Source organism: Synechococcus sp. NB0720_010 (genome assembly GCF_023078835.1).
GTDB lineage: Bacteria > Cyanobacteriota > Cyanobacteriia > PCC-6307 > Cyanobiaceae > Vulcanococcus.
Window position 1 is genome coordinate 689,719 of the sequence record NZ_CP090898.1, and the last position, 25,120, is coordinate 714,838.

Sequence of the window (25,120 nt, forward strand, 5' to 3'; positions counted from 1 at the left end):
CCAGGTGTGGGGCTTTGTGCTCCTGGGGCACCTCAGGCGGTGCAGATGGAGTGTCGACGGCTCAGACGTCCCTAATCAGTGTCCGATCCGACGACCTGCCTCACGAATGGGTGAAGACTGTTGGAGCAGGGGCCAGAAGTCAGCGTGCTTCTGCTGCTAGCGAGGTGGCGTGTCGTCCATTGAGGACGCCTCCTGGGTTCGATGGACACAGCATCGCCGCGCCGGCGGGGCCAGGCAATCCGCCATTACACGCATTGCTCTAGCCCCAGAGATCGATCAGCTTGGTTGGTTTGGGGCCTTGCCATTGGCACCAACCCTGTCCCTGCTGGCTGGCTTTTGCCTGCTGGGCTTTGCCCTACTCCAACTGGTCTTCCGTTGGATGAGCTGAGCGCAGACAAAACGAAGGCTCGATTGCCGAAGCAACCGAGCCTTCAAAAAAATGGGTCGTCTCAGATTCGAACTGAGGACCAATCGGTTAAAAGCCGAGTGCTCTACCGCTGAGCTAACGACCCGCCCGAACGCAGGTTAGACACCGTTGTTGGGGGGCGCCCAAAACTGGGCACCGAGTGAACGTATCACCCAGAGGTGCCCGCCTTCAAACCCCGCGAGAATGCGGGCCTACCCCTCGTTTGCAGCACGCCCATGGCCAGCACTCCGTGGCCCACGCCATCGGTCCATCCCGACGCCTGGGTAGCGGACAGCGCCGTGCTGATTGGCGACGTCCAGCTGGCCGCGGGCGCCAGCCTCTGGCCCACTGCTGTCGCCCGGGCTGATGTCTGCCCGATCGTCATCGGCGAGGGCAGCAACGTCCAGGACGGGGCCGTGCTCCACGGGGATCCGGGCCAGCCGGTGCTGATCGGTGCGGACGTCACCATCGGCCACCGCGCTGTGGTCCACGGCGCCACCCTCGAAGACGGCTGCCTGATCGGCATCGGTGCGATCGTCCTCAATGGGGTCACCGTTGGTGCGGGGGCCTTGGTGGCCGCCGGATCCGTTGTGACCAAGGACGTGCCGCCCCGGGCCCTGGTCATGGGCGCCCCAGCCCAGGTCAAACGGGAGCTCTCTGAGGAGAAGGCTGCCGAGCAGCGCGAGCACGCCCGGCGCTACCGCCAGCTGGCCATGGCCCACGCGGGGCGATCCACGGACCTGGGCTTCCACTGAGGAGGCCAATTGCTGCGAATTCGATCAGCTCCCGGAGTTCAAGGAACAGAAGTTCGTAAGATCTCGGCACTCCTTTTCCCCCAGTCATGGACGCACGGCTCCTGCTTGTTGTGACCCCGATCCTTCTGGCCGCCGGCTGGGCTGTGTTCAACATCGGCCGCGCCGCCGTGGGCCAACTGCAGATGATGCTGAAGCGCGCCCAAGGCTGAGGCCAAGCGCCCACCCACCGGCTCCTAGCCTGATCAATTCAGGCGGAGCCGGTTTCGCGTGTCTCAATCCAGCTCCCAATCCGTCCTGGTGATCGGAGCAGGCCTGGCCGGAACCGAGGCCGCCTGGCAGATCGCCCGAGCTGGGATCCCTGTGCGGCTCGTGGAGATGCGGCCGGTGCGCCGCTCCCCCGCCCACCACAGCAGCGAGTTCGCCGAGCTGGTCTGCAGCAACAGCTTCGGAGCCCTCAGCAGTGATCGGGCCGCGGGCCTGCTGCAGGAGGAGCTACGCCGCCTTGGCTCCCTGGTGATCGGCACCGCGGACCAGCATTCCGTCCCCGCCGGTGGTGCCCTGGCGGTGGACCGCGGCCGCTATAGCGCCGCCCTGACGGAAACCCTCGAGCAGCACCCCCTGGTGACGGTGGTGCGCGATGAGCAACTGGCCCTGCCCGGCCCTGAGCAGATCACGGTGCTGGCCACCGGTCCCCTGACCAGCGAACCCCTGGCCGAGGACCTGCGCGCCTTCACCGGCCGGGGGGACTGTCACTTCTTTGACGCCGCCAGTCCAATCGTTGAGGGCGAGAGCATCGACCTCTCGATTGCCTTCCGCGCCTCCCGCTACGACAAGGGCGACGCCGACTACATCAACTGTCCGATGGACAAAGAGCAGTTCCTCGCCTTCCGCGAGGCCCTGCTGGCGGCCGAGCAGGCCGAGCTCAAGGACTTCGAAAAAGAGAACGCCACCTTCTTTGAGGGTTGCCTACCGATTGAGGAGCTCGCCCGCCGCGGCGAGGACACCATGCGCTACGGCCCCCTCAAGCCCATCGGTCTCTGGGATCCCCGCTGGGGCGATGTCAACGACCGGGACGTGCGCCGGGCCAAGCGCGCCTACGCCGTGGTGCAACTGCGCCAGGAGGACAAGGACGGCCGCCTCTGGAACCTGGTGGGCTTCCAGACCAACCTCAAGTGGGGCGAGCAGAAGCGGGTGCTGCGGATGATCCCGGGCCTGGAGAACGCCGAGTTCGTGCGCTTCGGGGTGATGCACCGCAACACCTTCCTGGAGGCGCCCCAGCTGCTGGATCCCACCCTGCAGTTCCGCAGCCGCCCGACCCTGCTGGCCGCCGGCCAGATCACCGGCACCGAGGGCTACGCCGCGGCCGTCGCCGGCGGCTGGCTGGCCGGCACCAACGCCGCCCGCCTGGCCCAAGGTCTGGAGCCGATCAACCTGCCGGCCACCACCATGAGCGGCGCCCTGACCCACTTCATCGCCGAGGCCCCCAGCGAGAAGTTCCAGCCCATGCCCCCCAACTTCGGCCTACTGCCCGAACTCCCGGAGCGCATCCGCGACAAGCGCCGCCGCTACGGCGCCTACCGCGACCGGGCCCTGGAGGATCTGGCGCCCTTCTGCGAACAAGGCCTAGTGGCGGCCTGACAGCTGGGGCTCGCTGCGCTTGATCCAAAGGGCCAGCGGAATGCCAGCGGCCGTGAAGACGCCATAGAGGCCCATCGCCAAGGGCAGTCCCTCGGCGCTGCTCAGCTGCAGCAACAGACCCGAGATCAGCATCATCAGGCCACCGCTGACGGTGCCGCAGGTGTTGACCAGGGCCACCACGAAGGCCGTTTTTCCTGGGGCTGCAGCCTCCTCGGCCATGGGGAAGGCCATCACGCTGGTCCCAATTCCAAGACCCAGGCCAGCACCCGCCAGCCGTTGCAGCTCACCACCACCGGCAGGGCTGCCCAAGGCAAACAACGAGATCGTCGCCAGCAGGCTGCCCACAAGCAGCAGACCAGAGCGCCTCTGGGGGCGCTTCGCCAGGGCGCCGCTGAGCACCATGCTGACGCTGATGCCAAGCGAGAGCAGCAGGGTCGCCTGCACCTGAAGGTCAGTGTTCCAACCGCGTAGGCGGGAGATCAGGGCGTACTGCCCAAGGCCAAACAGCAGCCCCCCGCCCCAGGCGTACATCAGTGCGCCCTGCAGCAGTTGGCGGGGGTTTGGCGATCCCTCCGGCTCAGACGTCGGAGCAGAACTGGAGCGCTTCAGCGAGGGCCGAGACCAGGCCAGCAGCGCCAAGGGCAACACCACCAACACCGCCAACGAGAGGCTTTGGACCTGCACCAGCAGCCGCCAGTTCTGGCTGCCGATCAGCAGGGGCATGAGTGCGGCAAAGGTGGCACCAAGACCGAGCAGGCTGTCGGTGAATCCCATCGCCAAGGCGAATCGCTCCTGGGGCAAGCTGCGGCGTGCCAGCAGTCCAGAGGCGGGAAACGCCACGGCACAGGCCAGGCCCATGCCGGCGCGGCTCAGCAGCAAGGCCTGGAACGACTCGCCTCGTGAGAAGACCAAGGTGAAGCTGGCGGCCGCGACTCCACCGAGCAGCAGCAGACGATCGACCTGCCTGCGATCGAGCAGCCAGCCCACTGGAATCTGAACCAGTCCGTAGGGAAGGAGAAAGGCACAGCCCAGGAGCGCCATAGCACCGGGCTGGAGGGCCGAACCCTGCGCCAGGTCGTGCTCGAAAAATTGAAAACTGGTTTCAGCCCAGACCATCCAGGCGATAAAGACCAGGCTCAGGATCCAAAGGATGCGATCGCGCAAAACACCGATCAGGCTCTTCCCGGTCCTCTAGCAAGAGTGAGGGACAGCGGCCAAAGGCCTGGCGATAGGGTTCCAAGCTGCTTCCGCCAGTCCCGCCGTGACCAAGCCCTCCTGGGACGTGATCGTGATCGGCTCGGGCATCGGCGGCCTGGTGACCGCCTCCCAGCTGGCGGCCAAGGGCGCCAAGACCCTGGTGCTGGAGCGCTATTTGATCCCCGGGGGATCGGGAGGCAGCTTCCGCCGCGAGGGCTACACCTTTGATGTGGGCGCCTCGATGATCTTTGGCTTCGGCGAGAAGGGCCACACGAATCTGCTGACCCGGGCCCTAGGCGATGTGGGCCAGCACTGCGAGACGGTGCCGGATCCAGCCCAGCTCGAATACCACCTGCCGGGCGGCCTGAACGTCGCAGTGGACCGGGACTACGAGGCCTTCATCGCCCGCCTCACGGGCCTCTTCCCCCACGAGGCCAAGGGCATCCGCGCCTTCTATGACACCTGCTGGCAGGTGTTCAACTGCCTCGATGCGATGCCGCTGCTCTCGCTCGAGGACCCGGCCTACCTGGCCAAGGTCTTCTTCAAGGCGCCCCTGGCCTGCCTGGGGCTGGCCCGCTGGCTGCCCTTCAACGTCGGCGATGTGGCCCGCCAGCACATCAAAGACGAGCAGCTGCTGAAGCTGATCGACATGGAGTGCTTCTGCTGGAGCGTGATGCCGGCCGACCTCACGCCGATGATCAACGCCGGCATGGTCTTCTCCGATCGCCATGCCGGCGGCATCAACTACCCCAAGGGAGGCGTTGGGGTGATCGCCGAGAAACTGGTGGCCGGTCTCGAGAGCCATGGCGGCGCGATCCGCTACAAGGCCCGCGTCACCGAGGTGCTGATCGAGAACGGCCAGGCCGTGGGCGTGAAGCTGGCCGATGGCGAGACGATCCAGGCCCGCCGCGTGGTGAGCAACGCCACCCGCTGGGACACCTTTGCCGGCGAGGGCTCGGTGCGCCAACCGCTGGTGGATGCCGCCCACACCCCCAAGGCCGAGCGCACCTGGCGCCGCCGCTACAAACCCTCCCCCTCCTTCCTCTCCCTGCATCTGGGGGTCGACGCCTCGGTCATTCCCGAGGGCTTCCACTGCCACCACCTGCTGCTGGAGGACTGGTCGGCGATGGAGGACGAGCAGGGGGTGATCTTCGTTTCGATCCCGACCCTGCTGGATCCCTCCCTGGCCCCCGAGGGCCGGCACATCGTCCACACCTTCACCCCAAGCGACATCCAGGCCTGGAAGGACCTGAGTCCAAGCGCCTACAAAGCCAAGAAGGCCGCCGATGCCGCCCGACTGGTGCAACGACTGGAAGCAATCCTGCCGGGTCTGGCCGGCGCGATCCGCCACCAGGAGATCGGCACGCCCCGCACCCACCGCCGCTTCCTCGGGCGCATGGGCGGCAGCTACGGCCCGATCCCCGCCCTGCGCCTGCCGGGCCTGCTGCCGATGCCCTTCAACCGCACGGGGCTGCAGAACCTCTACTGCGTCGGTGACTCCTGCTTCCCCGGCCAGGGCCTGAACGCCGTAGCCTTCAGCGGCTTCGCCTGCGCCCACCGCATCGGCGCGGACCTGGGCCTGAACCCCTGGGCCCTGCCGGACTAAGCCAAGAGCCGCCAGTCCTGGGGGGCCAGCTGGCTGCCATCGGGCAGCGCCAGCGCTGAATCCCGGCTGCGGTTGAGCACCAGCCGCCGCCGCTCGGCCCCGCTGCCGCGGATCAGCAGCAGCCCCTCCTCGCCAAGGAGCTCCAGCTCCAGTTCAGCCGAGCGCAGGGCGGAGTGCTCTCGGCGCATCTGGGCCAGAGCAGCGATGAAGTCCCCCAAGACCAGGGGCGCCCCCCAGGGGAAGGCCTCACGGCAGGCCGGCTCCTCACCGCCCGCGAGGCCAGCCTCAGTGCCGTAATAGAGCGAGGGCACCCCAGGCAGGGCAAAGAGCAGCACCAGGGCCAGCTTCAGGGCCGCCAGGTCCCCCTGGAGCATGTGCAGCGCCCGCGGCACGTCATGGCTGTCCAGCAGGTTGAGCTGAGCGCAGTTCACCTCGGGCCGGTACCAACCCAGGGTCTCGAGCAGCAGCGCGCGATAGTGCTCGCCACTGAGGCATTGATAGGGAATCGCCTCGCGGTGATGCCCATGGGCCAGGACCCCGGCAGCGACCCAACCGAGGGTGCCCCAGGCGAGGCGGTAGTTCATCACCCCATCGAAGTGCTGGCCGCCGAGCCACTGGCGCGCCTCACCCCAGATCTCGCCAACGATCCAGGCCTCGGGGTTGGCCGCGCGCACCTCCCGCCGAAACTCCAGCCAGAAGCTCGGCTCCACCTCATCGGGAACGTCCAGGCGCCAGCCGTCAATCCCGCGCTCGATCCAGTGGCGACCAACCGCCAGCAGGTGCTCACGCACCTGGGGATTGGCGTGGTTGAACTTGGGCAGGGCCGGATCAGACCACCAGGCGTGGTAGCCGCAGGACTCCCCCGCTGCGGGGTAGGGCCTCAGGGGCCAGTGCTCGCTGATGAACCAGTCGCGGTAGGGCGAGGCCGGCCCGTTCTCCAGCAGGTGATGGAAGGCCCAGAAACCCCGGCCGCAGTGGTTGAAGACCCCATCGAGCAGCAGGCGCATACCCCGGCGCTTGAGTTCGGCCAGCAGCGCCGCAAAGGCCGGCTCACCGCCCAGCAGCGGATCGACCTGGAAATAGTCGTAGGCGTGATAGCGGTGATTGGCCGCCGAGCTGAAGATCGGGTTGAGATAGAGGCAGCTGACCCCCAGACCCTGGAGATGGTCCAGGCGATCGAGCACACCCCAGAGGTCACCCCCTTGAAAGGCATGGGGATCGGGCGCGGAGCCCCAGGGCGCCAGAAGCAGGCCGCTCTGCTGGGGCGAGCGCCCACTGCGGCAGAAACGATCCGGAAAGATCTGGTAGACGACGGCCTCCGCGGCCCAGGCCGGCGGCAGGCAGAAACCCGAACTCGCAGAAGCCGAGACCATCTCCATAGGGTGGCCCCTCTTGACGCAAGCTGCCGAGATGCCGACTTCCGAGGAGCTGGCCCGCTACCTCGAGCAGCGGGGCGAACTCTCCAAACCCTGGATGCTGCAGCTGCTGCGGCTGACGAAGCTGAAGGAGGCCAAGGACACGATGAACCCCGAGGAGTACGAGCAGAAACTCCACGAGGCCCACGCCGATCTGATGCGCCTGGGCGAGTTCTGGAAGGGACGCGAGCAGGAGGTCTTCGGCGGGCGCTACCAACCCTCGGGCGTGATCGAACCGCTCCCCGGCTCCCCCGAGGACCGATGAGCGACCAGCGCTACCCGATGGCGCCGCTGATTCGCTTCACGCTGGTCAGCCTCTATCTGGCCCTGGTCTTCCCCCTGCCCTGGATGGCCCCGGCCAACCTTCAGCCCTGGCTGATCGCTGCACTGCCCCTGGGGCTGCTGCTGGTCTGGGCCCTAGTGAGCGAGGAGGTGAGCCTGGGCGAGGGCGGCCTGCAGGTGGGCTACCCGCGCTGGTGCTCCTGGCTGCTGCGCCGCGGTTGGTCCCTGACCTGGGAGCAGGTCAAGGGCCTGACGCCTGTAGCCACCAGCCAGGGGGGCCGTGTCTTCTACGTCAGAACGGAGGACGGCTCGGCCTATCTGCTCCCCCAACGGGTGCAAGCCTTCGAGGAGTTCCTGGGCCGCTTCAGCGAGCGGACGGGCCTGGACACCAGCTCCATCGGCCGGATCAGCCCCCCTTGGACCTATCAGCTCCTGGCGGGGCTCTGCCTGGCGATGCTGGTGTTTGAGGCGATGGTGGGCTGGGCCCTGCTCAGCGGGCGATGGGTGCTCCCGTCAGCGGCGCTGAGCTGAGGCCATCGGAGGGAATGGTGTCCAGGCTGAAGCGGTAGCCCTGCTGGCGCACGGTCTCGATGCCGCCGCCCTCGCCCAGGCCGGCCTGCTCCAACTTGCGCCGCAGGGTGAGCACCTGGGTGTCGACCGAACGGGGGCCACCACTGAAGGGGGGCCAGGCCATGCGCAGCAGTTCGCTGCGGCTGCGGATGATGCCGGGGGGCATCAGCAGGGCGCACAGCAGGGCGAATTCCCGGGGGCTGAGCTCAACGGGCTGATCCCGCAGGGTCACCTGGCGCAGCAGGACATGCACCTCGAGCGGACCGACGCAGACCCGCTCCTGCAGACCCGTACCACTGCGGCGCAGCAGCAGCCGGCAACGGGCGGCCAGTTCCTCCAGGCCAAAGGGCTTGCGCAGGACGTCATCGGCGCCGGCATCGAGCAGGGAGACCACCGGTTCTGAGCCGGAGCGGGCCGTGAGCACCATCACCGGACAGCGAAGCTGACCAGCCAGCTTCAGGGCTGAGGTTTCCTCCAGCAGTTCGGCGGCAACAAGCAGGTCGGGGGTGAGGTCCTCACAGAGGGCAATGGCCTCTGAGGCGGTGGAGACAGCGGCGGTGAGGTGACCGTCCTGCCGCAGACGCTGGGCCAGAACGGTGCGCAGGGTGGGGTGAGGATCCACCACCAGAACCCGTTTCAGATTCGATTCAGGACTTGGAGGTGTGGAGGACACGCCCTTCTCCTTGATTCTCTCTACGCTATCGGTAATTTCAGAGGCACATCGGTATCAAGCACTGCTTGATATCTGGCCACCGGGTCGAGGCCCTCTTCCCGAACCATGAACGGACTGCAGCACCCAGAAGCCATTCGCCATTTCCAGTCCCTCTGCGATGCCTGCCAGTCCCTGGCGGATCGCTACCACGGGCCCTCGGAACTGCGGCTGTACGCCGATGGCTACCTGCACGCCCTGCGGCGCTCGGCCCTGCTGGACCCCCTGGCCCAGCGCCGCCTTGAGGAGGTCGTGGACCGCTGGATCATGGATCCCTCCAGCTTCATCGGCCCCAACGGCGACATGAGCACCCTCTACGAGACCGGCCGCAACTAGGCACAAAAAAAGGGGCCCTCAGGCCCCTTGGAGATCTCAGCTGGCGAGGGCAATCGCGAGCTTTTCCTTGAGTTCCCCTGAGTTGTACATCTCGATCAGGATGTCGGAGCCGCCAATGAACTCCCCATTGACATAGACCTGGGGAATGGTCGGCCACTCGGAGTACTCCTTGATGCCCTGACGGATCTCCATGTCGGAGAGCACGTCAAAGGTCTCGAAGGGAACGGCCATGGCGTTGAGGATCTGCACCACGTTGTTGCTGAAGCCGCACTGGGGCATCAACTTGCTGCCCTTCATGAAGACGAAGATCGGGCTGCTGCCCACCAACTGATCGAGGCGCTGCTTGAGGGCGGAATCCATGGGATGAATCGTGAAATCAGGAGGGGGTTGAGGTCTGCAGGGCGAGGGCGTGAATCGCCTCGCTGGCCAGCTCCGAGCGAAGGGCGCCGTAGACCAGCTGGTGTTGCTTGATCCGGCTGAGTCCCTCAAACGCCGAGGAGACCACCTTCACCTGCAGGTGGTCACCGCCGCCGGTGAGATCTTCCACCTCAACGCAGGCATCGGGAAGGGCGACGCCAATGGCGGCCTTCACCTGGTCGGGATGAACCATGACCTCAGATCAGTGAGCTTGGGACTGTAAGAAGACGGACTGCGGAATCAATTGCCCGCGCCCGAACCACCGGCGAAGGGGGTGGTGACGAAGCCCAGCTCCAGCAGGCTCTGATAAGCCTTCTGGCCCATGGGGTTGGCCGGGGTGGTGATCTGAACCACTTCCACCAACAGGGGAACGGCAGCGGCGGGCTGGTTCATCCGGCGCAGCAGCGCCGCCAGACGCAGGTCGATCTTGGCCTGCAGCTCGAGGGCCTCCCGGCCTTTGGCATCCATCTCCCGGGGGATCCGGGCATCGAGGCCGCGGAAGGAACCGCTGAGGCTGCGATAAAAGCGGGTCAGGTTCTGGGCGCCTTCACGGGCCGAGTCGTAGTCGGCTTTGGCCTGCTCCAGATTGCCGGCGGCCGCAGCGGCATCACCGGCCGCCACCTTGGCCTCAATGGCGCTGAGGTTCAGACCCGAGCTGGGGGAAGCCAGGACCTTTTGGGCGTCCTGAGCCAGGGCGGATTGCGAGACCAGACCAGGGACAACCGCCGCCAGGGCGGAGAGGCTGAAGGCGGCGAGTTGCCGGCGCACAGGAGCACTTGCGAATTGGGGCAACTCTACGGGCGTTGCAAGGGGCGCCCAACCGCCTGGCGCGCCAGCGCCTCAGCAGCCTGAAGCTTCTCCGTCAGATCCAGCGTCAGGGCCTTGATCTGCTCCCGTTCCCCACCGGCCAGACGCAGGGGTTGACCGAAGCAGAGGGCGGCCTGATCGCCAAAGCGGGGCTTGGCATGGCCATAGGCAATCCCAACGGGCACCACCTGAACCGCCACCCCCTGGCCTTCCGCCAGGGCCGTCAGCCGCGCCAGCCCAGGCATCAGCCGCATGGCTGGATCGTCCTGGTTGATCTTCCCCTCCGGGAACATCACCAATTGATTGCCGCTCTCGAGCAGATCGACGGCGAAGCGCAGGGAGGCGGCGGCCGGCTTGCGCGGATTCACCGGGAAGCAGCCCAGGCGATGCAGGAACCAGCCCTGCAAACCGGTCATCTCATCGCTGGTGACCATGAAACGGCAGTCCCGTCCGCTCACCCGGCGCCCGGCGGCATAGGGGAGCATCAGCGCATCCCAGCGGGAGCGGTGGGTCGGCGCCAGCAGCACGGGCCCCTCATGGGGCAAGTTCTCGCGGCCAAGGACCCTCAGGCCACCACCAAAAAATCCCTTCAGGGCAACGTCCTGGGTGAGCACCATCGCCACCGGCGCCAGCCAGGGGTTGATGCCGTTGCAGAGACTCTTTTCCCGTTCCGTCAGCGCCACCGATGCCGTGCCTGCCGCCGCCATCGGACTGAACACCCTGACCTGAAGTCCCGGCAACCTAAGGGCGATCCCCTACCGAAAGCCCCTCAAGCAGGCAGTTGATCGAGCGGGCCTGGCGGCGCCATCCATAGGATCCGCCTAGCAGCAGCGATTGCCATGGCGAGCCTTGGCGTCAACATTGATCACATCGCCAATGTGCGCCAGGCCCGCCGCACGGTTGAGCCCGACCCGGTGAGCTACGCCCTGCTGGCTGAGCTCGGCGGCGCCGATGGCATCACCGTGCACCTGCGCGAGGACCGGCGCCACATCCAGGACCGCGATGTGGAGTTGTTGCGTCAGGTGGTGCGCAGCCGCCTGAACCTGGAGATGGCCGCGACCGCCGAGATGGAGGCCATCGCCCTGCGGATCAAGCCCGACATGGTCACCCTCGTGCCGGAGAAGCGCGAGGAGGTCACCACAGAAGGGGGGCTGGATGTGGCCTCGCAGCTCAGCACGATCAAAGGAATCTCGGGCCGTCTCCAGGACGCCGGCATCGGCGTCAGCCTGTTTGTCGACGCCGAGGCCGCCCAGCTGGAGGCCTGCCAGGCCAGCGGCGCCCGCTGGGTGGAACTGCACACCGGCACCTATGCCGAGGCGAACTGGCAGCAGCAGGCCAAGGAAGTGGCACGCATCACCGAGGGCACCTTCATTGCCCGCAGCCTGGGCCTGCGGGTCAACGCTGGCCATGGCCTGACCTACCAAAACGTGGAGCCGATCGCCGCCATCGAGGGCATGGAGGAGCTCAACATCGGTCACACCATCGTCGCCCGGGCCCTCGCAGTGGGCCTGGAGGAGGCCGTGCGGCAGATGAAGGCTTTGGTCCAGAATCCCCGCCGGGAACCCCTCTTCGGCAGCACCAGTTCATGACCCAGTACCACTTCGTGGCCGCCAGTGAGGCCTTCCTCACCGTGGAGGAGCCCCTCGATGAGGTGCTGCGCGAGCGTGTCCGTAATTACGGCGAGCAGGGCAAAGCGATCGACTTCTGGCTGGTGAAGCGCCCCGCCTTCCTCCAAGCCCCCGAGCTCAAGGCCATTGCCGAGCAGGTCCCCCAGCCCGCCGCCGCGGTGGTCTCCACCGATCCGAAGTTCATCGACTTCATGAAACTGCGTCTGGAGTTTGTGGCCAAGGGCAGCTTTGAGGCGCCCTCCAGCTCCATCCCCGACGCCCTGGCCAGCGCCGCCTGAGCTCAGAAGAGACCGAGGAACTTCTTGCGGGGCTCATCCCCATCAGATCGGCCCTGCGCTCCGTCCTGCTGGTAGCGGGGCTTGGCATCACCAATGGTGAGCACCGCTTCTTTGTTCTTCCACCAGATCCAGTCGCGGATCGGCGGGGTACGGGTGAGTTCCGCCTGGGTCAGCCCCAGACCCAACTTGGAGGAGGCGTTGAGGAGCACCTCCACCATCTCGTCGCCGTTGGCGCACTTAGCTAGGGCCTCATTGGTGCGCTTCGCCCCATCGAGGGCTTTCACCAGAATCTCCACCCGCCGACCCACCGAGAGGCTGCGCGGATCAACCGGCTTGGGGCTCTCCGGGGTCTGGCTGTCCATCCAGAGGGGCGTGGTTAAAGGGACGTTATCCCGTTTTCAACCTCTGCGAGGGGATGCGCAAAAGGGGCTGACAGATCGTCAAGGCTCCAGCCAAAGTGGGAGATATGACGACCGTCAGTCGCAAAGCCCGCCACTGGGTCATCGGTGATGTGCATGGCTGCTCGGGGTCCCTCGAGAGCCTGCTGGCGCAACTCCCGACGGGAGACCGTCTGATTTTTTGCGGCGACGCCATCAACCGCGGCCCCGACACCCCCGCGACGATGGAGCGCATCTGGGGCCTGGTGGAGAACGGCCGCGCCATCTGGCTGCGGGGCAACCACGAGCAGGATCTGATCGAGGCCCTGCGCAGCGATCAAGGGGCAAACAAACAGGCCGGCGCCGAGACACGCCGTCAACTCGGCAGCGACGGTTGCGCCCTATGGCTCAAACGCCTGGAGCAGCTGCCACTGGCCTACTGGGGCGAAGGTTGGGTGGCCACCCATGCCGGCTTCAACCCCAGCACCTGGCAACCGGACCTACGGGTGCGCATGGGGTTTTGGGAGCAGTACGACGGACGCTTTGGCGATGTGGTGATCGGCCACACCCCCGGCCCGAACGTCCGCCGGCTGCCCAACATCGTCATGGTGGACACCGGCGCCTGCTACGGCGGCGACCTCAGCGCCTACTGCCCCGAGAGCCGCGAGGTGGTGTCAGTTCCGGGTCTTGCCCATAGTCTGCAGTCGCCCAGCCTGAGCCCCGTCTGAGCCTTGCTCACGGTCTACCGCAGCAATCGCGCTGAGCTGCTGGCTCGCGTCCTGGCCACCAACCTGCAATTGCATCCGCCGGAGCTGCTCGAGGAGGCCCAGGTGGTGGTGAACACCTGGCCCACCAGCCGCTGGCTGGGGGAGCAACTGGCCCTGGCCAACCCCGCCGGCATCGCGGCGAACCTGCGCTTCCCCTTCCCCAGCAGCCTGCTGCGGCAGTTAGTCAACCAATGGATGGAGGACGCCCCACCACAGAGCGGCCCCGATCCCTGGCGCGCCCAGAACCTGGTCTGGCCATTACTGGAGTTACTGCCGGAGCTATTGCAAAGCCCAACGGCTCAGCCCCTGCGCCAATGGCTGGACGTTCGCTCCTCCGGACTGGACCGACTCGATCAGGCCCTCTGGCAATTGGCCCGAGCGATTGCCGATGCCATCGACGACTACGGCCTCTATCGCCCGGCAATGCTCGAGGCCTGGCTGAGCGAGCAACCCCAGACGCTGCCGGAGGGGTTGCAGTGGCAGCCGGAGTTACTGCGCCGTTTGGTCGAACGCCTGGGCTGCCTGCCCTTTGGCGTGCGGGCACGGCAGCTGATTCGCCGGCTCGAGGCCGGCTGGAGACCGGAGCTGACCAGCGCGCAACCGCTGCGGCTCCTCGGCTTAAGCAGCCTGGCCCCGGTCCAGGTGGAACTGCTGCAGGCCCTCTCGGCGGTGCGTCAGGTGGAGCTCTACATGCTCACCCCCTGCCGCGATCTCTGGCAGCGCAGCGGCCCGGCGGCCCTGAGTGATCCCCTGGCGGCGGACTGGTTGCTGAGCGTCCCGAGCCTGGAGGCCCGCTTTGGCCGGCTTGGGGCGGAATTTCAGCAGTTGCTCGAGGGAACCGGCGAGAGCCAACTGGGCCAATGGCAGGAGGGAGATCTGTTCTTTGCCCCCGCCACCGTCGCCCGACACGAGCAGCGGGAACCGTCCCTCCTGGAGCAACTGCAAGAGCAGCTGGTCTGCGGCGAACCGGAGGCCGATCACCCCCTGCATCGGGACCCGCAGGATCGCTCCCTGGAATTCCACGCCTGCCCGGGCCGGCTGCGCCAACTCCAGGTGGTGCGCGATCAGATCCTGCAGCTGCTGGCGGCGGACCCCAGCCTCGAGCCGCGGGACATCCTGGTGATGACGCCCCAGGTGGAGGCCTTCGCCCCGCTGGTGCCCGCGGTCTTCGGTGATGCCGAGGCCACCGGGGTGCGCCTGCCCTGGCGTCTGACGGACCGCAGCCAACAGAGCGAGGCGGGGATTGCCCAAGGACTGCTCACCCTGCTGCAACTCGGCGGCGAACGCCTGACGGCCAGCGCCCTGGAGAACGTGCTCTGCTGCGGGCCCCTGCTGGCGGCCCAGCAGCTCGAAGCCGGTGATGCCGGCGAGCTCACGGCCCTGCTGCAGCGGGCGGGGTTCCGCTGGGGACTGGATGGGCGAGACCGGGGCGGGGACCCCAGCCACAGCCTGGGTTGGGCGATCGATCGACTCGTGCTGGGCCTGGTGCTCCCGGATCTCCCGGGCCTCGCCCTCGGGGACACCGCGCCGATGGCCCTGGGCGGCAGCCTCGAGCAGCAGGGCCGCTGGATTGGCCTGTTGCGGCAACTGCTCAGCAGCCTGCGCTGGTTCGCCCAGGCGCGGCGGGTGCCGGAGTGGGTGGAGGGCCTACGGGAGCAGCTGCCCCTGCTCTTTGGCGATGGGGGGAGCTGGGCTTGGGAGCTGCAGACGATCCATGCGGCCCTGGCGGATTGGCAGGCGGTGGCGGGGGAGAGCCCCCTGGAGCTCGCCGCTCCAGTGGTGGCCGATGTCCTGGCGGAGCGCCTGAGCGAGGGCAGCGGCCGCTTTGGGCACCGCTCTGGGGCCCTGACCATCAGCGCCCTGGAGCCGATGCGCGCGATTCCGCACCGGGTGGTGGTGCTGATGGGGCTGGATGCCGGGGCCTTCCCCCGCCAGCGCCAACGGCCCGGCTTCCATCTGATGGAGCACCGCCGCGAGCTGGGCGATCCCAACAGCGGCGACCAGGACCGCTACGTCCTGCTGGAGGCCCTGCTCTCAGCGCGCCAGCACCTGCTGCTCAGTTGGAGCTGCCGCGATGAGCGCACCGGAGAAACCCTGGAAGCCTCGACACCGGTGCGGCAGTGGTTGGAGTTGCTGGGCCAACAGCTCGGCAGCAACGCCGTTCCCCTGCGGGAGCACGCCGCCAATGCCCTGGAACGCAGCAACTTCCTCGCCATGGCTCCCTGGCCGGCGGCGAGTTGCGACCAACGCCTCCTGCAGGTGCGCCAACAGCTCGAGCAGGGCGAGCTCCACTGCCAGCAGGGGCTGGCCTTCAGCACCCCGCCGCCGGCGCCGCCGCTTCCCCAGAGCACTCCCGCTGAGGCCTGGAGCGATCTACAGCGCTGGATCCAGGCCCCCCAGGGCCTCTGGCTGGAGCAACTGGGCATTCGCCCCAAGGAATTCGATCAGCCGGTGCTCGATCTCGAAGCCCTGCAACTGGGGGAGCGGGAGCGCGCCAGCCTGCTGCGCCGCGAATGGGACGAGGAGCCCGGGGCTGCGAGCCCCGATTGGCGCGAACGGGAACGGGGCCGGGGCCTGCTGCCCCCCCTGGCCGCCGGAGCCCTGGAGGTGGAGCAGTTGGAGCAGCGCTGGCAGAGCCTGCGCAGCTGTCTGGATCTGCTGGGGGAACCGGAGCAGCAGCCTGCGCAGTGGCAGGGCTATGCCGCGGAGTTGAGCAGCCGCGGCGGCCAGCTGGTGCTGGTTCACACCGCCAAACCCCGCACCCCCCAACGCCTGCAGCTCTGGCTGGAGTGCCTGCTGGCGGCGGCCGCCGGCCTGAACCTGCGGGGAGGGTCCCTGGTGGGCCGCGACCGCCATCGTTTCCGGGTGCTGGAGCGCGTTGAGGCCCCCGCCCCCGAGCAGGCCAGCGCCCTGCTGGAGCAACTGCAGAGCTGGCGCGAGGCGCACCGTCAGAACTGCTGGGCGCTGCCGCCGGAAACCGGCTGGGCCTACGCCAGCGCCGAGAGCAGCAAACCTGGCCAGGGGCGCGGTTGGGCCAAAGCCAAGGAGATCTGGGAAGGGGGCTATCAACTGCGGGCCGAGCGGGACGATCCGGTGCAGCGGGTCTGTTTTGGCTCGGACCTGCCCCTGGGGGACCTGCTCACAGCGGAGCTGCAGAGCCTGGCCCTGACGCTGCATGGGCCGCTGCTGGAGCGCCGCCAGGAGGTCAAGCCATGACCCGGGCCGCCTTTGACGCCAACGGCTTCAGCCTGGCGCCGGGGATCCGGCTGCTGGAGGCCAGCGCCGGCACCGGCAAGACCTTCGCCCTGGCTCACCTGGTGCTGCGGCTGCTCAGCGAGGGACGGCGCCCCCTCGAAGTGGAGGAGTTGCTGGTGGTGACCTTCACCGATGCCGCCGCCGCCGAACTGCGGGACCGCATTGCCCGCCGCCTGCAGGAGGCCCTGGTCCTGCTCGATCGCGCCAACCCCGAGGCCGACGAACCGCTGCAGCAGTGGCGCTTAGCCCTACAGGCCGATCAGGTCATCGCGATCAAGGGCCGCTTGCTCTTGGCCCTGGAGCGACTGGATCGCGCCGACATCACCACCATCCACGGCTTCTGCCGCCGGACCCTGCAGCGCCACGCCCTCGAGGCCGGCCTTGGCCCGGATGTCGCCCTGGAGAGCCAGGGGCGCGAGCGGAGACAAGAGCTGGTCCATGACTACTGGCAGCAGCAGGTGCTTCCCCTGCCGCCCCATCTGCTGGCGGGCCTGCAGAGCCAACAGGTCAACCCTGAGCAGCTGGTGAACCTGCTGGGCAGCCTTGATGGCGACCCGGCCCTCCAGCTCGCCCCCCTGCCCGAGGGCTGGAGCACGGACCTGACCCTGGCGGAGCAACTCGCTCCCCATTGGAGCCGCGTTTGGCAGCAGTTCCAGGCGGAGTGGGAGGCCCGCAGCGAGGACCTCGAGGAGGAGTTCGCCGCGGCCGCCGTGGAACTCAAGAGCCTGGGGGTCAAGTACGCCCCCTACCGGCTCAAGGCCAAACCCGACCGCCTGAACCGCGTTCAGACCTGGCTCTCCCAACTGGAGGCACCCGCCGGCTACGACGCCCTGCTTCAGCAGGAGGAGCTCAAGAAGTACTTCCACCCGGGCCCCTTCACCAAGGCGGCGGCCCCGGCCCACGGCGATCAGGTCTCCTTGCCCCAGGCCCCCCTGCTCCAGGCCATCGCCGCGGTGGTGGAGGGGCCTGCCGAGCTAGCCCTGCTGCACTTCTGCCACTGGGGGCGCGCCGAGCTGCAACGCCGCCGGGAGCGCAGCGGCGAGATCAGCTTCGGCCAACTGCTCGAGCAACTCGATCCGGGCCCGGAGCCCCGCGAGCCCTCGCCCCTGCTGCAGGCGGTCTCCCGCCGCTACCGGGCCGCCCTGATCGATGAGTTTCAAGACACCGACCCGATCCAGTGGCGGATCCTCAAGCGGGCCTTTGCCCAGGAGCCCAGCCGGCACCTGCTGGTGATGGTGGGCGATCCCAAGCAGGCGATCTACCGCTTCCGCGGCGGAGAGCTGCAGACCTACCGCCAGGCGGCCGCCGAGGCCGATGGCCGCTTTGGCCTGTTCGAGAACCGCCGCTCGAGCACAGCACTAGTGGCGGGCCTGAACGCCCTGATGCAACCCGGGTTGATCCAGAGCGCACTGGAGGTGCCCCAGGTGCTGGCAAAGGCCAACAAGGGACAGCTGGAGTGCCCCGGCAACCCAGCGCCGCTGCAGCTGCTGGAGCTGGATCCAAGCCAGGGGCTCGAGGCCCAGGTGGCTGGCCTCTGCCAGGACGTGCTGAGCCAAGGGCTCGTGCTCAACGGCCGGCCGATCGACCCGGGCGACCTCTGTCTGCTGGTCAGCCGCCACGAGCAGGCTGAGGCCCTGCGGGCCGCCCTGGAGCGCCGGCAGATCCCAAGCCGTCTGGTCAGCCGCGGCGATGTCTTTGAAAGCCTCGGGGCCAGTGCCCTGCAGCGTTTCCTGGATGCCCTGGCCCAACCCGGCCAACTGGGGCGCTTGAAATTGCTGGCGGCCTCGGCCCTGCTGGGCTGGTCCGCCGCCGAGATCGAGGCCAGCAGCTCCGCCCAGTGGGATCAGCTCGCGGCCGAATTGAGCACCCTGGCGGAACGTCTACCCAAACTCGGCTTAACCGCGGCCTTGGCTCACCTGCAGGGGACCGAGGGCCTGGCACGGCTCTCCCTACGGGGCCGGGCCCTGGCGGATGTGCAGCAGGCCGCCGAGCTGGTGCAGGAGCAGATGCACCGCCAGGGCCTGGGGGCCCAGGCGGCCGCGGACTGGCTCAGGCGACTGCGCCTCGAGGAAAACCGGGACACCCCCGAGGCCCATCTCTGCCGCAGCGATGCCGCCGAAGCCGCCATCGCCGTGGTGACCGTGCACCGCAGCAAGGGATTGGAGTACCCCCTGGTGATCTGCCCCTACCTCTGGAAGGGCAGCAGCAAAGCCAGCAAGCGCCTGGGCCGGCGCTGGAGCTCCTGCGGGCAACCCCAACTGGACCTGCACCTCAATCCCCACTGGGGCGTGGGCCGGCTCGCCGCCCAACAGGACCAGCAGGCGCAAATCGCTGAGGCGGAACGGCTGGCCTACGTCGCCTGCACCCGCGCCCAACACCTGCTGGTACTGGGCTGGCCCGGAGCGGATCAGGCCGACCCCGGCAACCCCCTGGGCAGCTGGTTAGACGAGCGCGAGACGGAGCTACCACTTGAGCGGATCCAGGCGTCTGCAGAGATTCACCGGCCCTGGCGGCCGGAGCCCGCCGAGGGAGTACTGAGCCTGGGCCCCCGTCCCAAGCGCTCCCTCGACAGCAGTTGGGGCAGGGCCAGCTACTCCGCCTGGGCCCACTCCCAGGTGAGCCTGCCGCCGGAGCAGCAGGAGGAGGGCCGTGACACCGATGCCTTGGGCGATGGCTTTGCGCAAGCCCTGCTGGAGGAGGGCAACGCAGCCCAGCCGACGACGTCCTGGCCCGAGCTGGGCCCCCTCGCCCATTTTCCCCGGGGTTCGGGCCCTGGCGATGCCCTGCACCGCATCCTCGAGCGCCTCGACTACGGCGCCGTGGCCCGCGGGGAACGGCAGGAGGCCGATGCGGTGATCGAGCAGGAACTGCAGCGGGCCGGCCTGGGGGGCGAGTCCTGCGAAGGCCTTTTCGAGGGTCTCCAGCAACTGATGCTTACGCCCCTGGGCGGCCCCCTGGGCGCCTGCCGGCTGGGGGACCTGAAGGCCGGGTCTTGGCTCAATGAGATGAACTTCGATCTCCCCTTGGCGACCGGAGAAGGGGAGGTCCGTCTGGTGCGCAGCAGCGGCCTGGCCCAGACCTTCGCCAGTCACCCCGGCGGCCGCTTTGGAGGGAGCTATGCCAAAACGCTGCAGAGCCTGGAGGTGGCCAGCCGGGGCTTCCTGACCGGCTCAATCGACCTGCTCTTCTGCTGGGAGGGCCGCTGGTGGGTGACGGACTGGAAGAGCAATTGGCTCGGTCAGCGCGATCGTCTCGGCAGCGTCACCCATTGCGGCCCCAACGACTACCTCGAGCCGGCGATGGAGACCCTGATGGCGAGCAGCCACTACCCGCTGCAGGCCCACCTGTACCTGGTGGCCCTGCACCGCTACCTGCTCTGGCGGCTACCGAACTACGACCCCGCCCAACACCTGGGGGGCTACGCCTACGTCTTCCTGCGGGGGGTGCCCGGCCCCACCCCCGATCCCACCGCCCCCACGCCAGGGGTGCTGGTGGATCAACCCAGCCTCGATCGGGTCCTCGCCCTAGATGCCCTGCTGCGGGAGGGCCAACCATGAGCAACCTGAGCGCCGCAGTCCTCGACAGCCTCCAGCGGCTGCTGCCGCCCCAGCGCGGCAGTGCCCTTCTGCAGCCCATGGTGCAGGCCCTAATCGAGGCACTCGAACAAGGCGAGCTGGGGCTTGATCTACGGGGCCCACAGCCCGATGGAGTCCCCCCTGAGGACTGGCCCGCTGCTGCGGTCTCGGCCCTGGAGGAGGCCGGCTGGCTCGCGGGCCCGGAAGCACCGATCGTTCAAGACGGACTGGTGCTGCGCTGGAGACGCTGGCATGAGCAACTCCAGCACTGCCTCAGCGCCCTGGAGCAGCGCGCCCAACGCCGGCGCCCCCTGCAGGAAAGCGAGCGGAAAGCGGCCCTGGCCGCGGCGGCGCAAGCGGGCCTGGACCCACGCCAATGCCAAGCCGTCTCAGCGGCCCTGGGGCAGGACCTGGTGCTGCTCACCGGCGGCCCGGGCACCGGCAAGACCTCAACCGTTGTGCAGATGTTGGCCGCCTGCCTGCACCAGACACCGTCGCTGCGGATTCACCTGGCGGCACCAACGGGGAAAGCTGCAGCCCGCCTGGCGAGCTCCGTCAGTCACGGCAGCCAGGGTCTCGATCCAACGCTTCAGAGCCTCCCCAGCAGCACCCTGCACCGTCTGCTGGAGGCCCAGGGGGAGCTGCGCTTTGGCCGCAATCGCCGCCATCCCCTGGAGCTGGATCTGCTGGTGGTCGATGAACTGTCGATGGTTGATTTGCCGCTGATGGCAGCTCTGCTGGAGGCCTTACCGGCGGAGGCGCGACTGCTGCTCGTCGGCGACGCCAACCAACTGCCGCCCGTTGGAACCGGAGCTTTACTGGAAGAGCTCTGCCGGCCGGAGCGACTCAGCCTGCTGGGGGCAGCCGCCGTCGAATTGCGCACCACCTACCGCAACGACGGCGCGATCGCCGAGCTGGCCGAGCAACTCCGGCAACAGCCGAATGCAGTGCAGGGGGACCTGCTCGCCGCCCTGCAACCCAGCCTCCAGGCCCTGACCGCCAGCGACAACGTGAGCTGGCTCGAGGCCTCCAGCCGCAGCCTGCCAACACCCCTGCTGGAGGCGCTGCAACAGCACGCCGCGGCCCTGCGTCAACGCTGCCAAGCCCTGGAGTGGCAAGGGGGAAGACCCAGCAGCGAACAAAGCGACGCCCTGCTGGCCCAACTGGAGGAACTGGTGGTGCTCAGTCCCCTCCGCCTCGGGCCCTGGGGGGTGGAGGCGGTGCACCGCGCTCTGCTGGGCGACCTCGCCAAAAGCGGTCCCCTGCACTGGCCCCCAGGCACCCCAGTCCTCAATCGCCTCAACCGCGCCGACCAAGGCCTTGCCAATGGCGACATCGGTGTCGTCGTTCAACACCACTCGGAGCGCCGGGTCTTGATGCCGGGCCAGCGGCTCCTGCACCCGGCGCAGCTCAGTGGAGCGGAGCCGGCCTTTGCGCTGACGGTGCATAAGTCCCAGGGCAGCCAATACAGAACCGTGCTGTTCCTGCTGCCGGCGAACCGGGCTCTGGATCCGCGCCTGATCTACACCGGCCTGACCCGCGCGCAACGGCAGGCCACCTTGATCACACCGGTGGGCGCAGCCAAGAAACCGACCTAGCCTGCGCCCATGGCGGAGCCAGGCATCGTTCAGCGGCCGTGGGGCTGGTTCGAAACCATCGGTTCCGGTCAGGGATACCTGGTGAAACGGCTCTGCATCCAGGCCGGCCACCGCCTCAGCCTGCAGCGCCACCAACACCGGCTGGAGCACTGGATCGTGGTCAGTGGTTCCGGTCAGCTGGAATGCGATGGAACCTCAATCGAGGCGGAGGCCGGCACCACCCTGCTGGTGCCCTGCGGTGCGGTGCACCGGGCTGCCGCAACGGATGAGAACCTGCTGATCGTTGAAGTCCAACGGGGCGAACACCTCAGCGAGGAGGACATTGAGCGCCTCGCTGACGACTACCAAAGGGTCAAGTGTTAGATTGATTCTTCACCCTTTGTGAAGGGCAAGGCAGTTTCTTCAACGGGTGTCTGCCGGCCTGTCGACGAAGGATTCAGGCCCAGACCAACTTTGACCAATACCTCTCTCGAGAGCGCTACCAGCTCTGTGGATCTCAGCGCGCTCGATTTGGCTAGCAGCCAGGACAGCGCCCCGAGCGAAAGCATCGAAATCACCACGGCAGAACCCAGTCAGAAGACTGGATTTGCAGCGTTTGGCTTCTCTCCCGAAATCCTCGAGGCCCTCGAGGAGATCGGCTACAGCGAACCCTCCCCGATCCAAGCGGCCGCCATTCCCGAGCTGATGCTCGGCCGCGACCTGGTGGGCCAAGCCCAAACCGGTACGGGCAAAACCGCTGCCTTCGCCCTGCCGATGCTGGCGGCCCTGGATGAGGCCCAACGCACCCCCAGGTGCTGGTGCTGACCCCCACCCGCGAGCTGGCCATCCAGGTGGCTGACTCCTTTAAGAGCTACGCCACCAAGCTGCCCCATCTGCGGGTGCTGCCGGTCTATGGCGGATCGGACTTCCGCGATCAAATCCACAAGCTCAAGCGCGGGGTTCAGGTCGTGGTGGGCACCCCTGGCCGGGTGATGGATCACATGCGCCAGGGCACCCTCGATGTCTCCGGGCTGCGCAGCCTGGTGCTGGACGAGGCCGACGAGATGCTGCGCATGGGCTTCATCGACGACGTCGAGTGGGTCCTGAGCCAACTGCCTGAGAAGCGTCAGGTCGTCCTCTTCTCGGCCACGATGCCCAGCGAGATCCGCCGGATCTCCCATCAGTACCTCAACAGCCCCGCTGAGATCACGATCAAGACCAAAGGGTCTGATTCCAGCCGCATTCAGCAGCGCTTCATCACCGTCAACGGTCCGATGAAGCTCGAGGCCCTGAGCCGGGTGCTCGAGGCCGAGACCAAAGAAGGCGTCATCATCTTTGCCCGCACCAAGGCGATCACAGTCACCGTGGCTGAAGCCTTGGAAGCCAAGGGCTATGGCGTCGCGGTCCTCAACGGTGATGTGGCCCAGAGCCAACGGGAGCGCACGATTGAGCGCCTGAAGAACGGCACCGTGGATGTGCTGGTGGCCACCGATGTGGCGGCCCGCGGCCTGGATGTGGACCGGATCAGCCTGGTCATTAACTACGACATTCCCTTCGACTCCGAGGCCTACGTCCACCGCATCGGCCGCACCGGCCGTGCTGGCCGCACCGGCAACGCGATCCTGTTCGTGACGCCGCGCGAGCGCCGCTTCATCACCGGGCTTGAGCGCGCCGTGGGTCGCCCCATCGAACCGATGGAAATCCCCACCAACGCGAGCATCAACCAGAGCCGCCTGGATCGCCTGCGCGAGCGCCTGAGCGAAACCGTGAAGGGGCTCAACAGCGAAGAGACCAGCAACCTCAGCGAACAGCAGGCCCTGCTCTCAGAAATCATCAAGCGGGTCGGCCAGGAAAGCGAGGTCGCCCCAGAGCAACTGGCCTTGGCAGCCCTGCAGATGGCCGTCGGCGATCAGCCCCTGCTGGTCCATGACGATGAGAACTGGATCCGCCAGCAGCCCCAGTCCCGTGATGGACGCCGCAACGACCGCTTCGGCGATCGTGACCGCGGTCCCCGCAACGCCCCCGGAGCCCGCCGCGGCCCCCGCGAGCAATCGGGTCCTCCGGAAGATCACATGGATCGCTTCCGGGTTGAGGTGGGCTGGCGCGACCGGATCAAGCCCGGAAACATCGTCGGCGCCATTGCCAACGAGTCCGGCCTAAACGGCCGCAGCATTGGCCGGATTCAAATCTTTGACAGCCACAGCCTGGTGGACCTGCCCAAGGGCATGCCCGAGGACGTCTTCCACAACTTGAAGCGTCTCAAGGTGTTGAATCGCGAACTTCAGATCTCTCGCGTTCAGGGCTAGTTCAAGCCCGCAGGCGGGCCTCAGGCACAGAGGCCCGTCACCGATTCAGTGGAGAGCGCGGTCAGCTCAGCCAAGCCCATGCTCTCCACCGCAACGACCAAAGACGGCTGCACCTCTTCGGTTTCGATCGCCACAAGGGTCTGAAACAGATCAAAGCGATCCTGGGGCGCGAGCTCCCCGGTCTTGCTCCAAGCCAAACTCCAGGGCACAGGTGCCGTCATCAGGCGCTCCCGATAGCGGGTGTTCATTTGCTGACAATGGGACATTAATCGGGGATCAACCCGTTTCTTTTGATTCCCTTCCGTCTTGCTTTAAGCCTCGTTACCGCCCAGACCCAAAGAAATCACTGGGACCTCGGAGCTGTAGGCTAACCCTGATTCCCAAAGCTTCCAGGCTCCACACGGAACCCCACAGCATCAACGAATCAGTTTTCAGGTTCCGTCTAAGGAATGACCATTTACGTTGGAAACCTCTCGTTCCAAGCTGAACAAGAGGATTTGCTTGACCTGTTCAGCCAGTACGGCGAGGTCAGCAAGTGCAGCCTGCCTCTCGATCGTGAGACTGGCCGCAAGCGCGGCTTCGCTTTCGTCGAAATGGCGAACGATGCTGACGAACAAAAAGCCATCGACGATCTTCAGAACGTCGAGTGGATGGGTCGCATGATCCGCGTCAACAAAGCAACCCCCCGCGAAGGCGGCGGCGGTGGCGGCGGTCGCGGCGGCTACGGCGGCGGCGGCGGCGGCGGCGGCGGTAACCGTGGCGGTGGCGGCGGCTACGGCGGCGGCGGCGGCGGCCGTGGTGGCTACGGCGGCGGTGGCGGCGGTGGCTACGGCGGTGGTGGCGGCGGCGGCTACGGCGGCGGCGGCGACAACCGCTGGTGATTGAGGCGCGCCCTGCATGCCAGGGCGCTACTCCTCCCCAAGCCCAAAGAAAAATCCCTGGATGGAGCCCGCAATGGGCTCACGTCCAGGGATTTTTTGCTGGTCAGACGGCGACTTCGACGTCCTCGTTCTCGATCAGATCCAGCAGCTGATCCCGTTGCCACTCGCGGCAACGGACTTCGGAGACGGGATGGATCGGCTGCAGTTCGCCTTCCCTGGGCTCAGGTAAGGCGCTGCGCAGGGAACGCCTTCTCAGCTTGGCTGTCCAGCGATGGAAGCGATGGAACGATCTCGAACGGGTCATAGACACCCTCCTGTTGGAGACACCACGGTTCTAA

Annotated in this window: 26 protein-coding genes, 1 tRNA gene and 1 pseudogene; 17 read left to right on the top strand and 11 right to left on the bottom strand. The window is 67.3% G+C overall.

The window, feature by feature from the left end; genetic code table 11:
• The first annotated feature begins 169 nt into the window (after window positions 1–169).
• Window positions 170–388, top strand: a complete 219-nt coding sequence (locus LY254_RS03745) for a hypothetical protein (protein ID WP_010317812.1) — start codon at window positions 170–172, stop codon at window positions 386–388.
• A 52-nt stretch (window positions 389–440) separates the two neighbouring features.
• Here LY254_RS03745 and LY254_RS03750 read toward each other — a convergent pair.
• A tRNA-Lys gene (locus LY254_RS03750) sits at window positions 441–512 on the bottom strand.
• Between the two features lie 130 nt (window positions 513–642).
• Here LY254_RS03750 and LY254_RS03755 point away from each other — a divergent pair.
• From LY254_RS03755 to trmFO, 3 genes are all read left to right on the top strand, one after another.
• On the top strand, window positions 643–1,161 hold the full coding sequence (locus LY254_RS03755) for a gamma carbonic anhydrase family protein (protein WP_247479006.1): 519 nt from the start codon (window positions 643–645) through the stop codon (window positions 1,159–1,161).
• A gap of 86 nt (window positions 1,162–1,247) precedes the next feature.
• Window positions 1,248–1,370, top strand: a complete 123-nt coding sequence (locus tag LY254_RS03760) for a photosystem II protein Y (protein WP_010317814.1) — start codon at window positions 1,248–1,250, stop codon at window positions 1,368–1,370.
• 58 nt (window positions 1,371–1,428) lie between these two features.
• Window positions 1,429–2,799, top strand: a complete 1,371-nt coding sequence (trmFO, locus tag LY254_RS03765) for an FADH(2)-oxidizing methylenetetrahydrofolate--tRNA-(uracil(54)-C(5))-methyltransferase TrmFO (RefSeq protein WP_247479008.1) — start codon at window positions 1,429–1,431, stop codon at window positions 2,797–2,799.
• On the opposite strand, the gene LY254_RS03770 is transcribed toward trmFO, so the two are convergent.
• The gene (locus tag LY254_RS03770; protein WP_247479010.1) at window positions 2,785–3,963 is read right to left on the bottom strand and encodes an MFS transporter; all 1,179 of its coding nucleotides are present in this window, start codon (window positions 3,961–3,963) and stop codon (window positions 2,785–2,787) included. The two genes, trmFO and LY254_RS03770, sit on opposite strands and share 15 nt — an antisense overlap.
• Before the next feature lie 97 nt (window positions 3,964–4,060).
• Here LY254_RS03770 and crtH point away from each other — a divergent pair, with 97 nt between their 5' ends.
• Window positions 4,061–5,602: a carotenoid isomerase gene (crtH, locus tag LY254_RS03775; protein WP_247479012.1), complete on the top strand. Its 1,542-nt coding sequence runs from the start codon at window positions 4,061–4,063 to the stop codon at window positions 5,600–5,602.
• Here the strand turns inward: crtH and LY254_RS03780 are convergent.
• Entirely contained in the window at window positions 5,599–6,981 is a 1,383-nt protein-coding gene (locus LY254_RS03780) for a glycoside hydrolase family 13 protein (RefSeq protein ID WP_247479014.1), read from the bottom strand. The genes crtH and LY254_RS03780 overlap by 4 nt on opposite strands.
• Before the next feature lie 31 nt (window positions 6,982–7,012).
• Between LY254_RS03780 and LY254_RS03785 the strand changes: the two genes are divergently transcribed.
• Entirely contained in the window at window positions 7,013–7,282 is a 270-nt protein-coding gene (locus tag LY254_RS03785) for a hypothetical protein (RefSeq protein WP_247479015.1), read from the top strand.
• The gene (locus LY254_RS03790) at window positions 7,279–7,830 is read left to right on the top strand and encodes a hypothetical protein (protein ID WP_247479017.1); all 552 of its coding nucleotides are present in this window, start codon (window positions 7,279–7,281) and stop codon (window positions 7,828–7,830) included. Before LY254_RS03785 ends, LY254_RS03790 begins: the two co-directional genes overlap by 4 nt.
• Here the strand turns inward: LY254_RS03790 and LY254_RS03795 are convergent.
• Entirely contained in the window at window positions 7,790–8,542 is a 753-nt protein-coding gene (locus tag LY254_RS03795) for a response regulator transcription factor (protein WP_156797984.1), read from the bottom strand. The genes LY254_RS03790 and LY254_RS03795 overlap by 41 nt on opposite strands.
• Before the next feature lie 105 nt (window positions 8,543–8,647).
• Between LY254_RS03795 and LY254_RS03800 the strand changes: the two genes are divergently transcribed.
• Entirely contained in the window at window positions 8,648–8,914 is a 267-nt protein-coding gene (locus LY254_RS03800; protein ID WP_010317822.1) for a DUF6761 family protein, read from the top strand.
• A 36-nt stretch (window positions 8,915–8,950) separates the two neighbouring features.
• Here LY254_RS03800 and grxD read toward each other — a convergent pair whose 3' ends face one another.
• From grxD to LY254_RS03820, 4 genes are read right to left on the bottom strand one after another with little or no spacing between them, the layout of a single operon-like run.
• Window positions 8,951–9,274, bottom strand: coding sequence for a Grx4 family monothiol glutaredoxin (gene grxD / locus LY254_RS03805; RefSeq protein ID WP_010317823.1), 324 nt, complete (start codon window positions 9,272–9,274; stop codon window positions 8,951–8,953).
• 16 nt (window positions 9,275–9,290) lie between these two features.
• Complete coding sequence (locus LY254_RS03810) at window positions 9,291–9,524, bottom strand: BolA family protein (protein WP_010317824.1); 234 nt, start codon at window positions 9,522–9,524, stop codon at window positions 9,291–9,293.
• A 47-nt stretch (window positions 9,525–9,571) separates the two neighbouring features.
• Entirely contained in the window at window positions 9,572–10,123 is a 552-nt protein-coding gene (locus LY254_RS03815; protein ID WP_247479019.1) for a hypothetical protein, read from the bottom strand.
• Window positions 10,124–10,125: 2 nt separating this feature from the next.
• Window positions 10,126–10,845 (bottom strand): 1-acyl-sn-glycerol-3-phosphate acyltransferase, encoded by a 720-nt coding sequence (locus tag LY254_RS03820; protein WP_247479021.1) that lies wholly within the window; start codon window positions 10,843–10,845, stop codon window positions 10,126–10,128.
• Window positions 10,846–10,977: 132 nt separating this feature from the next.
• Between LY254_RS03820 and LY254_RS03825 the strand changes: the two genes are divergently transcribed.
• Window positions 10,978–11,727, top strand: a complete 750-nt coding sequence (locus LY254_RS03825; protein WP_247479023.1) for a pyridoxine 5'-phosphate synthase — start codon at window positions 10,978–10,980, stop codon at window positions 11,725–11,727.
• Window positions 11,724–12,044: an MgPME-cyclase complex family protein gene (locus tag LY254_RS03830; protein ID WP_010317828.1), complete on the top strand. Its 321-nt coding sequence runs from the start codon at window positions 11,724–11,726 to the stop codon at window positions 12,042–12,044. Before LY254_RS03825 ends, LY254_RS03830 begins: the two co-directional genes overlap by 4 nt.
• A 2-nt stretch (window positions 12,045–12,046) precedes the next feature.
• Here LY254_RS03830 and LY254_RS03835 read toward each other — a convergent pair whose 3' ends face one another.
• On the bottom strand, window positions 12,047–12,406 hold the full coding sequence (locus LY254_RS03835; RefSeq protein WP_247479025.1) for a hypothetical protein: 360 nt from the start codon (window positions 12,404–12,406) through the stop codon (window positions 12,047–12,049).
• A 104-nt stretch (window positions 12,407–12,510) separates the two neighbouring features.
• Between LY254_RS03835 and LY254_RS03840 the strand changes: the two genes are divergently transcribed.
• The 6 genes and pseudogenes from LY254_RS03840 to LY254_RS03865 all read left to right on the top strand — a co-directional run bounded on the left by LY254_RS03840 (window position 12,511) and on the right by LY254_RS03865 (window position 23,901).
• Window positions 12,511–13,149 (top strand): metallophosphoesterase, encoded by a 639-nt coding sequence (locus tag LY254_RS03840; protein ID WP_247479027.1) that lies wholly within the window; start codon window positions 12,511–12,513, stop codon window positions 13,147–13,149.
• A gap of 3 nt (window positions 13,150–13,152) precedes the next feature.
• Complete coding sequence (locus tag LY254_RS03845; RefSeq protein WP_247479029.1) at window positions 13,153–16,404, top strand: exodeoxyribonuclease V subunit gamma; 3,252 nt, start codon at window positions 13,153–13,155, stop codon at window positions 16,402–16,404.
• Window positions 16,401–20,000, top strand: coding sequence for a UvrD-helicase domain-containing protein (locus LY254_RS03850; RefSeq protein WP_247479031.1), 3,600 nt, complete (start codon window positions 16,401–16,403; stop codon window positions 19,998–20,000). Before LY254_RS03845 ends, LY254_RS03850 begins: the two co-directional genes overlap by 4 nt.
• A complete protein-coding gene (gene recD, locus LY254_RS03855) occupies window positions 19,997–21,616 on the top strand; it encodes an exodeoxyribonuclease V subunit alpha (protein ID WP_247479033.1) in 1,620 nt (539 codons plus the stop codon). The genes LY254_RS03850 and recD overlap by 4 nt, the downstream gene beginning before the upstream one ends.
• Before the next feature lie 9 nt (window positions 21,617–21,625).
• On the top strand, window positions 21,626–21,979 hold the full coding sequence (locus tag LY254_RS03860) for a phosphomannose isomerase type II C-terminal cupin domain (RefSeq protein ID WP_247479035.1): 354 nt from the start codon (window positions 21,626–21,628) through the stop codon (window positions 21,977–21,979).
• Window positions 21,980–22,069: 90 nt separating this feature from the next.
• Window positions 22,070–23,901, top strand: a pseudogene (locus LY254_RS03865) (DEAD/DEAH box helicase).
• A 20-nt stretch (window positions 23,902–23,921) separates the two neighbouring features.
• Here LY254_RS03865 and LY254_RS03870 read toward each other — a convergent pair.
• Entirely contained in the window at window positions 23,922–24,122 is a 201-nt protein-coding gene (locus tag LY254_RS03870; RefSeq protein WP_247479037.1) for a hypothetical protein, read from the bottom strand.
• A gap of 228 nt (window positions 24,123–24,350) precedes the next feature.
• Between LY254_RS03870 and LY254_RS13025 the strand changes: the two genes are divergently transcribed.
• Entirely contained in the window at window positions 24,351–24,782 is a 432-nt protein-coding gene (locus LY254_RS13025; protein WP_371820509.1) for an RNA recognition motif domain-containing protein, read from the top strand.
• Between the two features lie 103 nt (window positions 24,783–24,885).
• Here the strand turns inward: LY254_RS13025 and LY254_RS03880 are convergent, their stop codons facing one another.
• Entirely contained in the window at window positions 24,886–25,086 is a 201-nt protein-coding gene (locus tag LY254_RS03880) for a hypothetical protein (RefSeq protein WP_156797985.1), read from the bottom strand.
• Between the last annotated feature and the right edge of the window lie 34 nt (window positions 25,087–25,120).

What these genes read in the sequence shown, in the direction of transcription:
- LY254_RS03835 (WP_247479025.1), bottom strand. Translation starts at nt 12,406, where the DNA reads ATGGACAGCCAGACCCCGGAGAGCCCCAAGCCGGTTGATCCGCGCAGC.
- LY254_RS13025 (WP_371820509.1), top strand. Translation starts at nt 24,351, where the DNA reads ATGACCATTTACGTTGGAAACCTCTCGTTCCAAGCTGAACAAGAGGAT.
- LY254_RS03780 (WP_247479014.1), bottom strand. Translation starts at nt 6,981, where the DNA reads ATGGAGATGGTCTCGGCTTCTGCGAGTTCGGGTTTCTGCCTGCCGCCG.
- LY254_RS03870 (WP_247479037.1), bottom strand. Translation starts at nt 24,122, where the DNA reads ATGACGGCACCTGTGCCCTGGAGTTTGGCTTGGAGCAAGACCGGGGAG.
- LY254_RS03825 (WP_247479023.1), top strand. Translation starts at nt 10,978, where the DNA reads ATGGCGAGCCTTGGCGTCAACATTGATCACATCGCCAATGTGCGCCAG.
- LY254_RS03800 (WP_010317822.1), top strand. Translation starts at nt 8,648, where the DNA reads ATGAACGGACTGCAGCACCCAGAAGCCATTCGCCATTTCCAGTCCCTC.
- LY254_RS03850 (WP_247479031.1), top strand. Translation starts at nt 16,401, where the DNA reads ATGACCCGGGCCGCCTTTGACGCCAACGGCTTCAGCCTGGCGCCGGGG.
- LY254_RS03790 (WP_247479017.1), top strand. Translation starts at nt 7,279, where the DNA reads ATGAGCGACCAGCGCTACCCGATGGCGCCGCTGATTCGCTTCACGCTG.
- LY254_RS03820 (WP_247479021.1), bottom strand. Translation starts at nt 10,845, where the DNA reads ATGGCGGCGGCAGGCACGGCATCGGTGGCGCTGACGGAACGGGAAAAG.
- LY254_RS03760 (WP_010317814.1), top strand. Translation starts at nt 1,248, where the DNA reads ATGGACGCACGGCTCCTGCTTGTTGTGACCCCGATCCTTCTGGCCGCC.
- LY254_RS03755 (WP_247479006.1), top strand. Translation starts at nt 643, where the DNA reads ATGGCCAGCACTCCGTGGCCCACGCCATCGGTCCATCCCGACGCCTGG.
- LY254_RS03840 (WP_247479027.1), top strand. Translation starts at nt 12,511, where the DNA reads ATGACGACCGTCAGTCGCAAAGCCCGCCACTGGGTCATCGGTGATGTG.
- LY254_RS03785 (WP_247479015.1), top strand. Translation starts at nt 7,013, where the DNA reads ATGCCGACTTCCGAGGAGCTGGCCCGCTACCTCGAGCAGCGGGGCGAA.
- recD (WP_247479033.1), top strand. Translation starts at nt 19,997, where the DNA reads ATGAGCAACCTGAGCGCCGCAGTCCTCGACAGCCTCCAGCGGCTGCTG.
- grxD (WP_010317823.1), bottom strand. Translation starts at nt 9,274, where the DNA reads ATGGATTCCGCCCTCAAGCAGCGCCTCGATCAGTTGGTGGGCAGCAGC.
- LY254_RS03830 (WP_010317828.1), top strand. Translation starts at nt 11,724, where the DNA reads ATGACCCAGTACCACTTCGTGGCCGCCAGTGAGGCCTTCCTCACCGTG.
- LY254_RS03880 (WP_156797985.1), bottom strand. Translation starts at nt 25,086, where the DNA reads ATGACCCGTTCGAGATCGTTCCATCGCTTCCATCGCTGGACAGCCAAG.
- LY254_RS03860 (WP_247479035.1), top strand. Translation starts at nt 21,626, where the DNA reads ATGGCGGAGCCAGGCATCGTTCAGCGGCCGTGGGGCTGGTTCGAAACC.
- LY254_RS03810 (WP_010317824.1), bottom strand. Translation starts at nt 9,524, where the DNA reads ATGGTTCATCCCGACCAGGTGAAGGCCGCCATTGGCGTCGCCCTTCCC.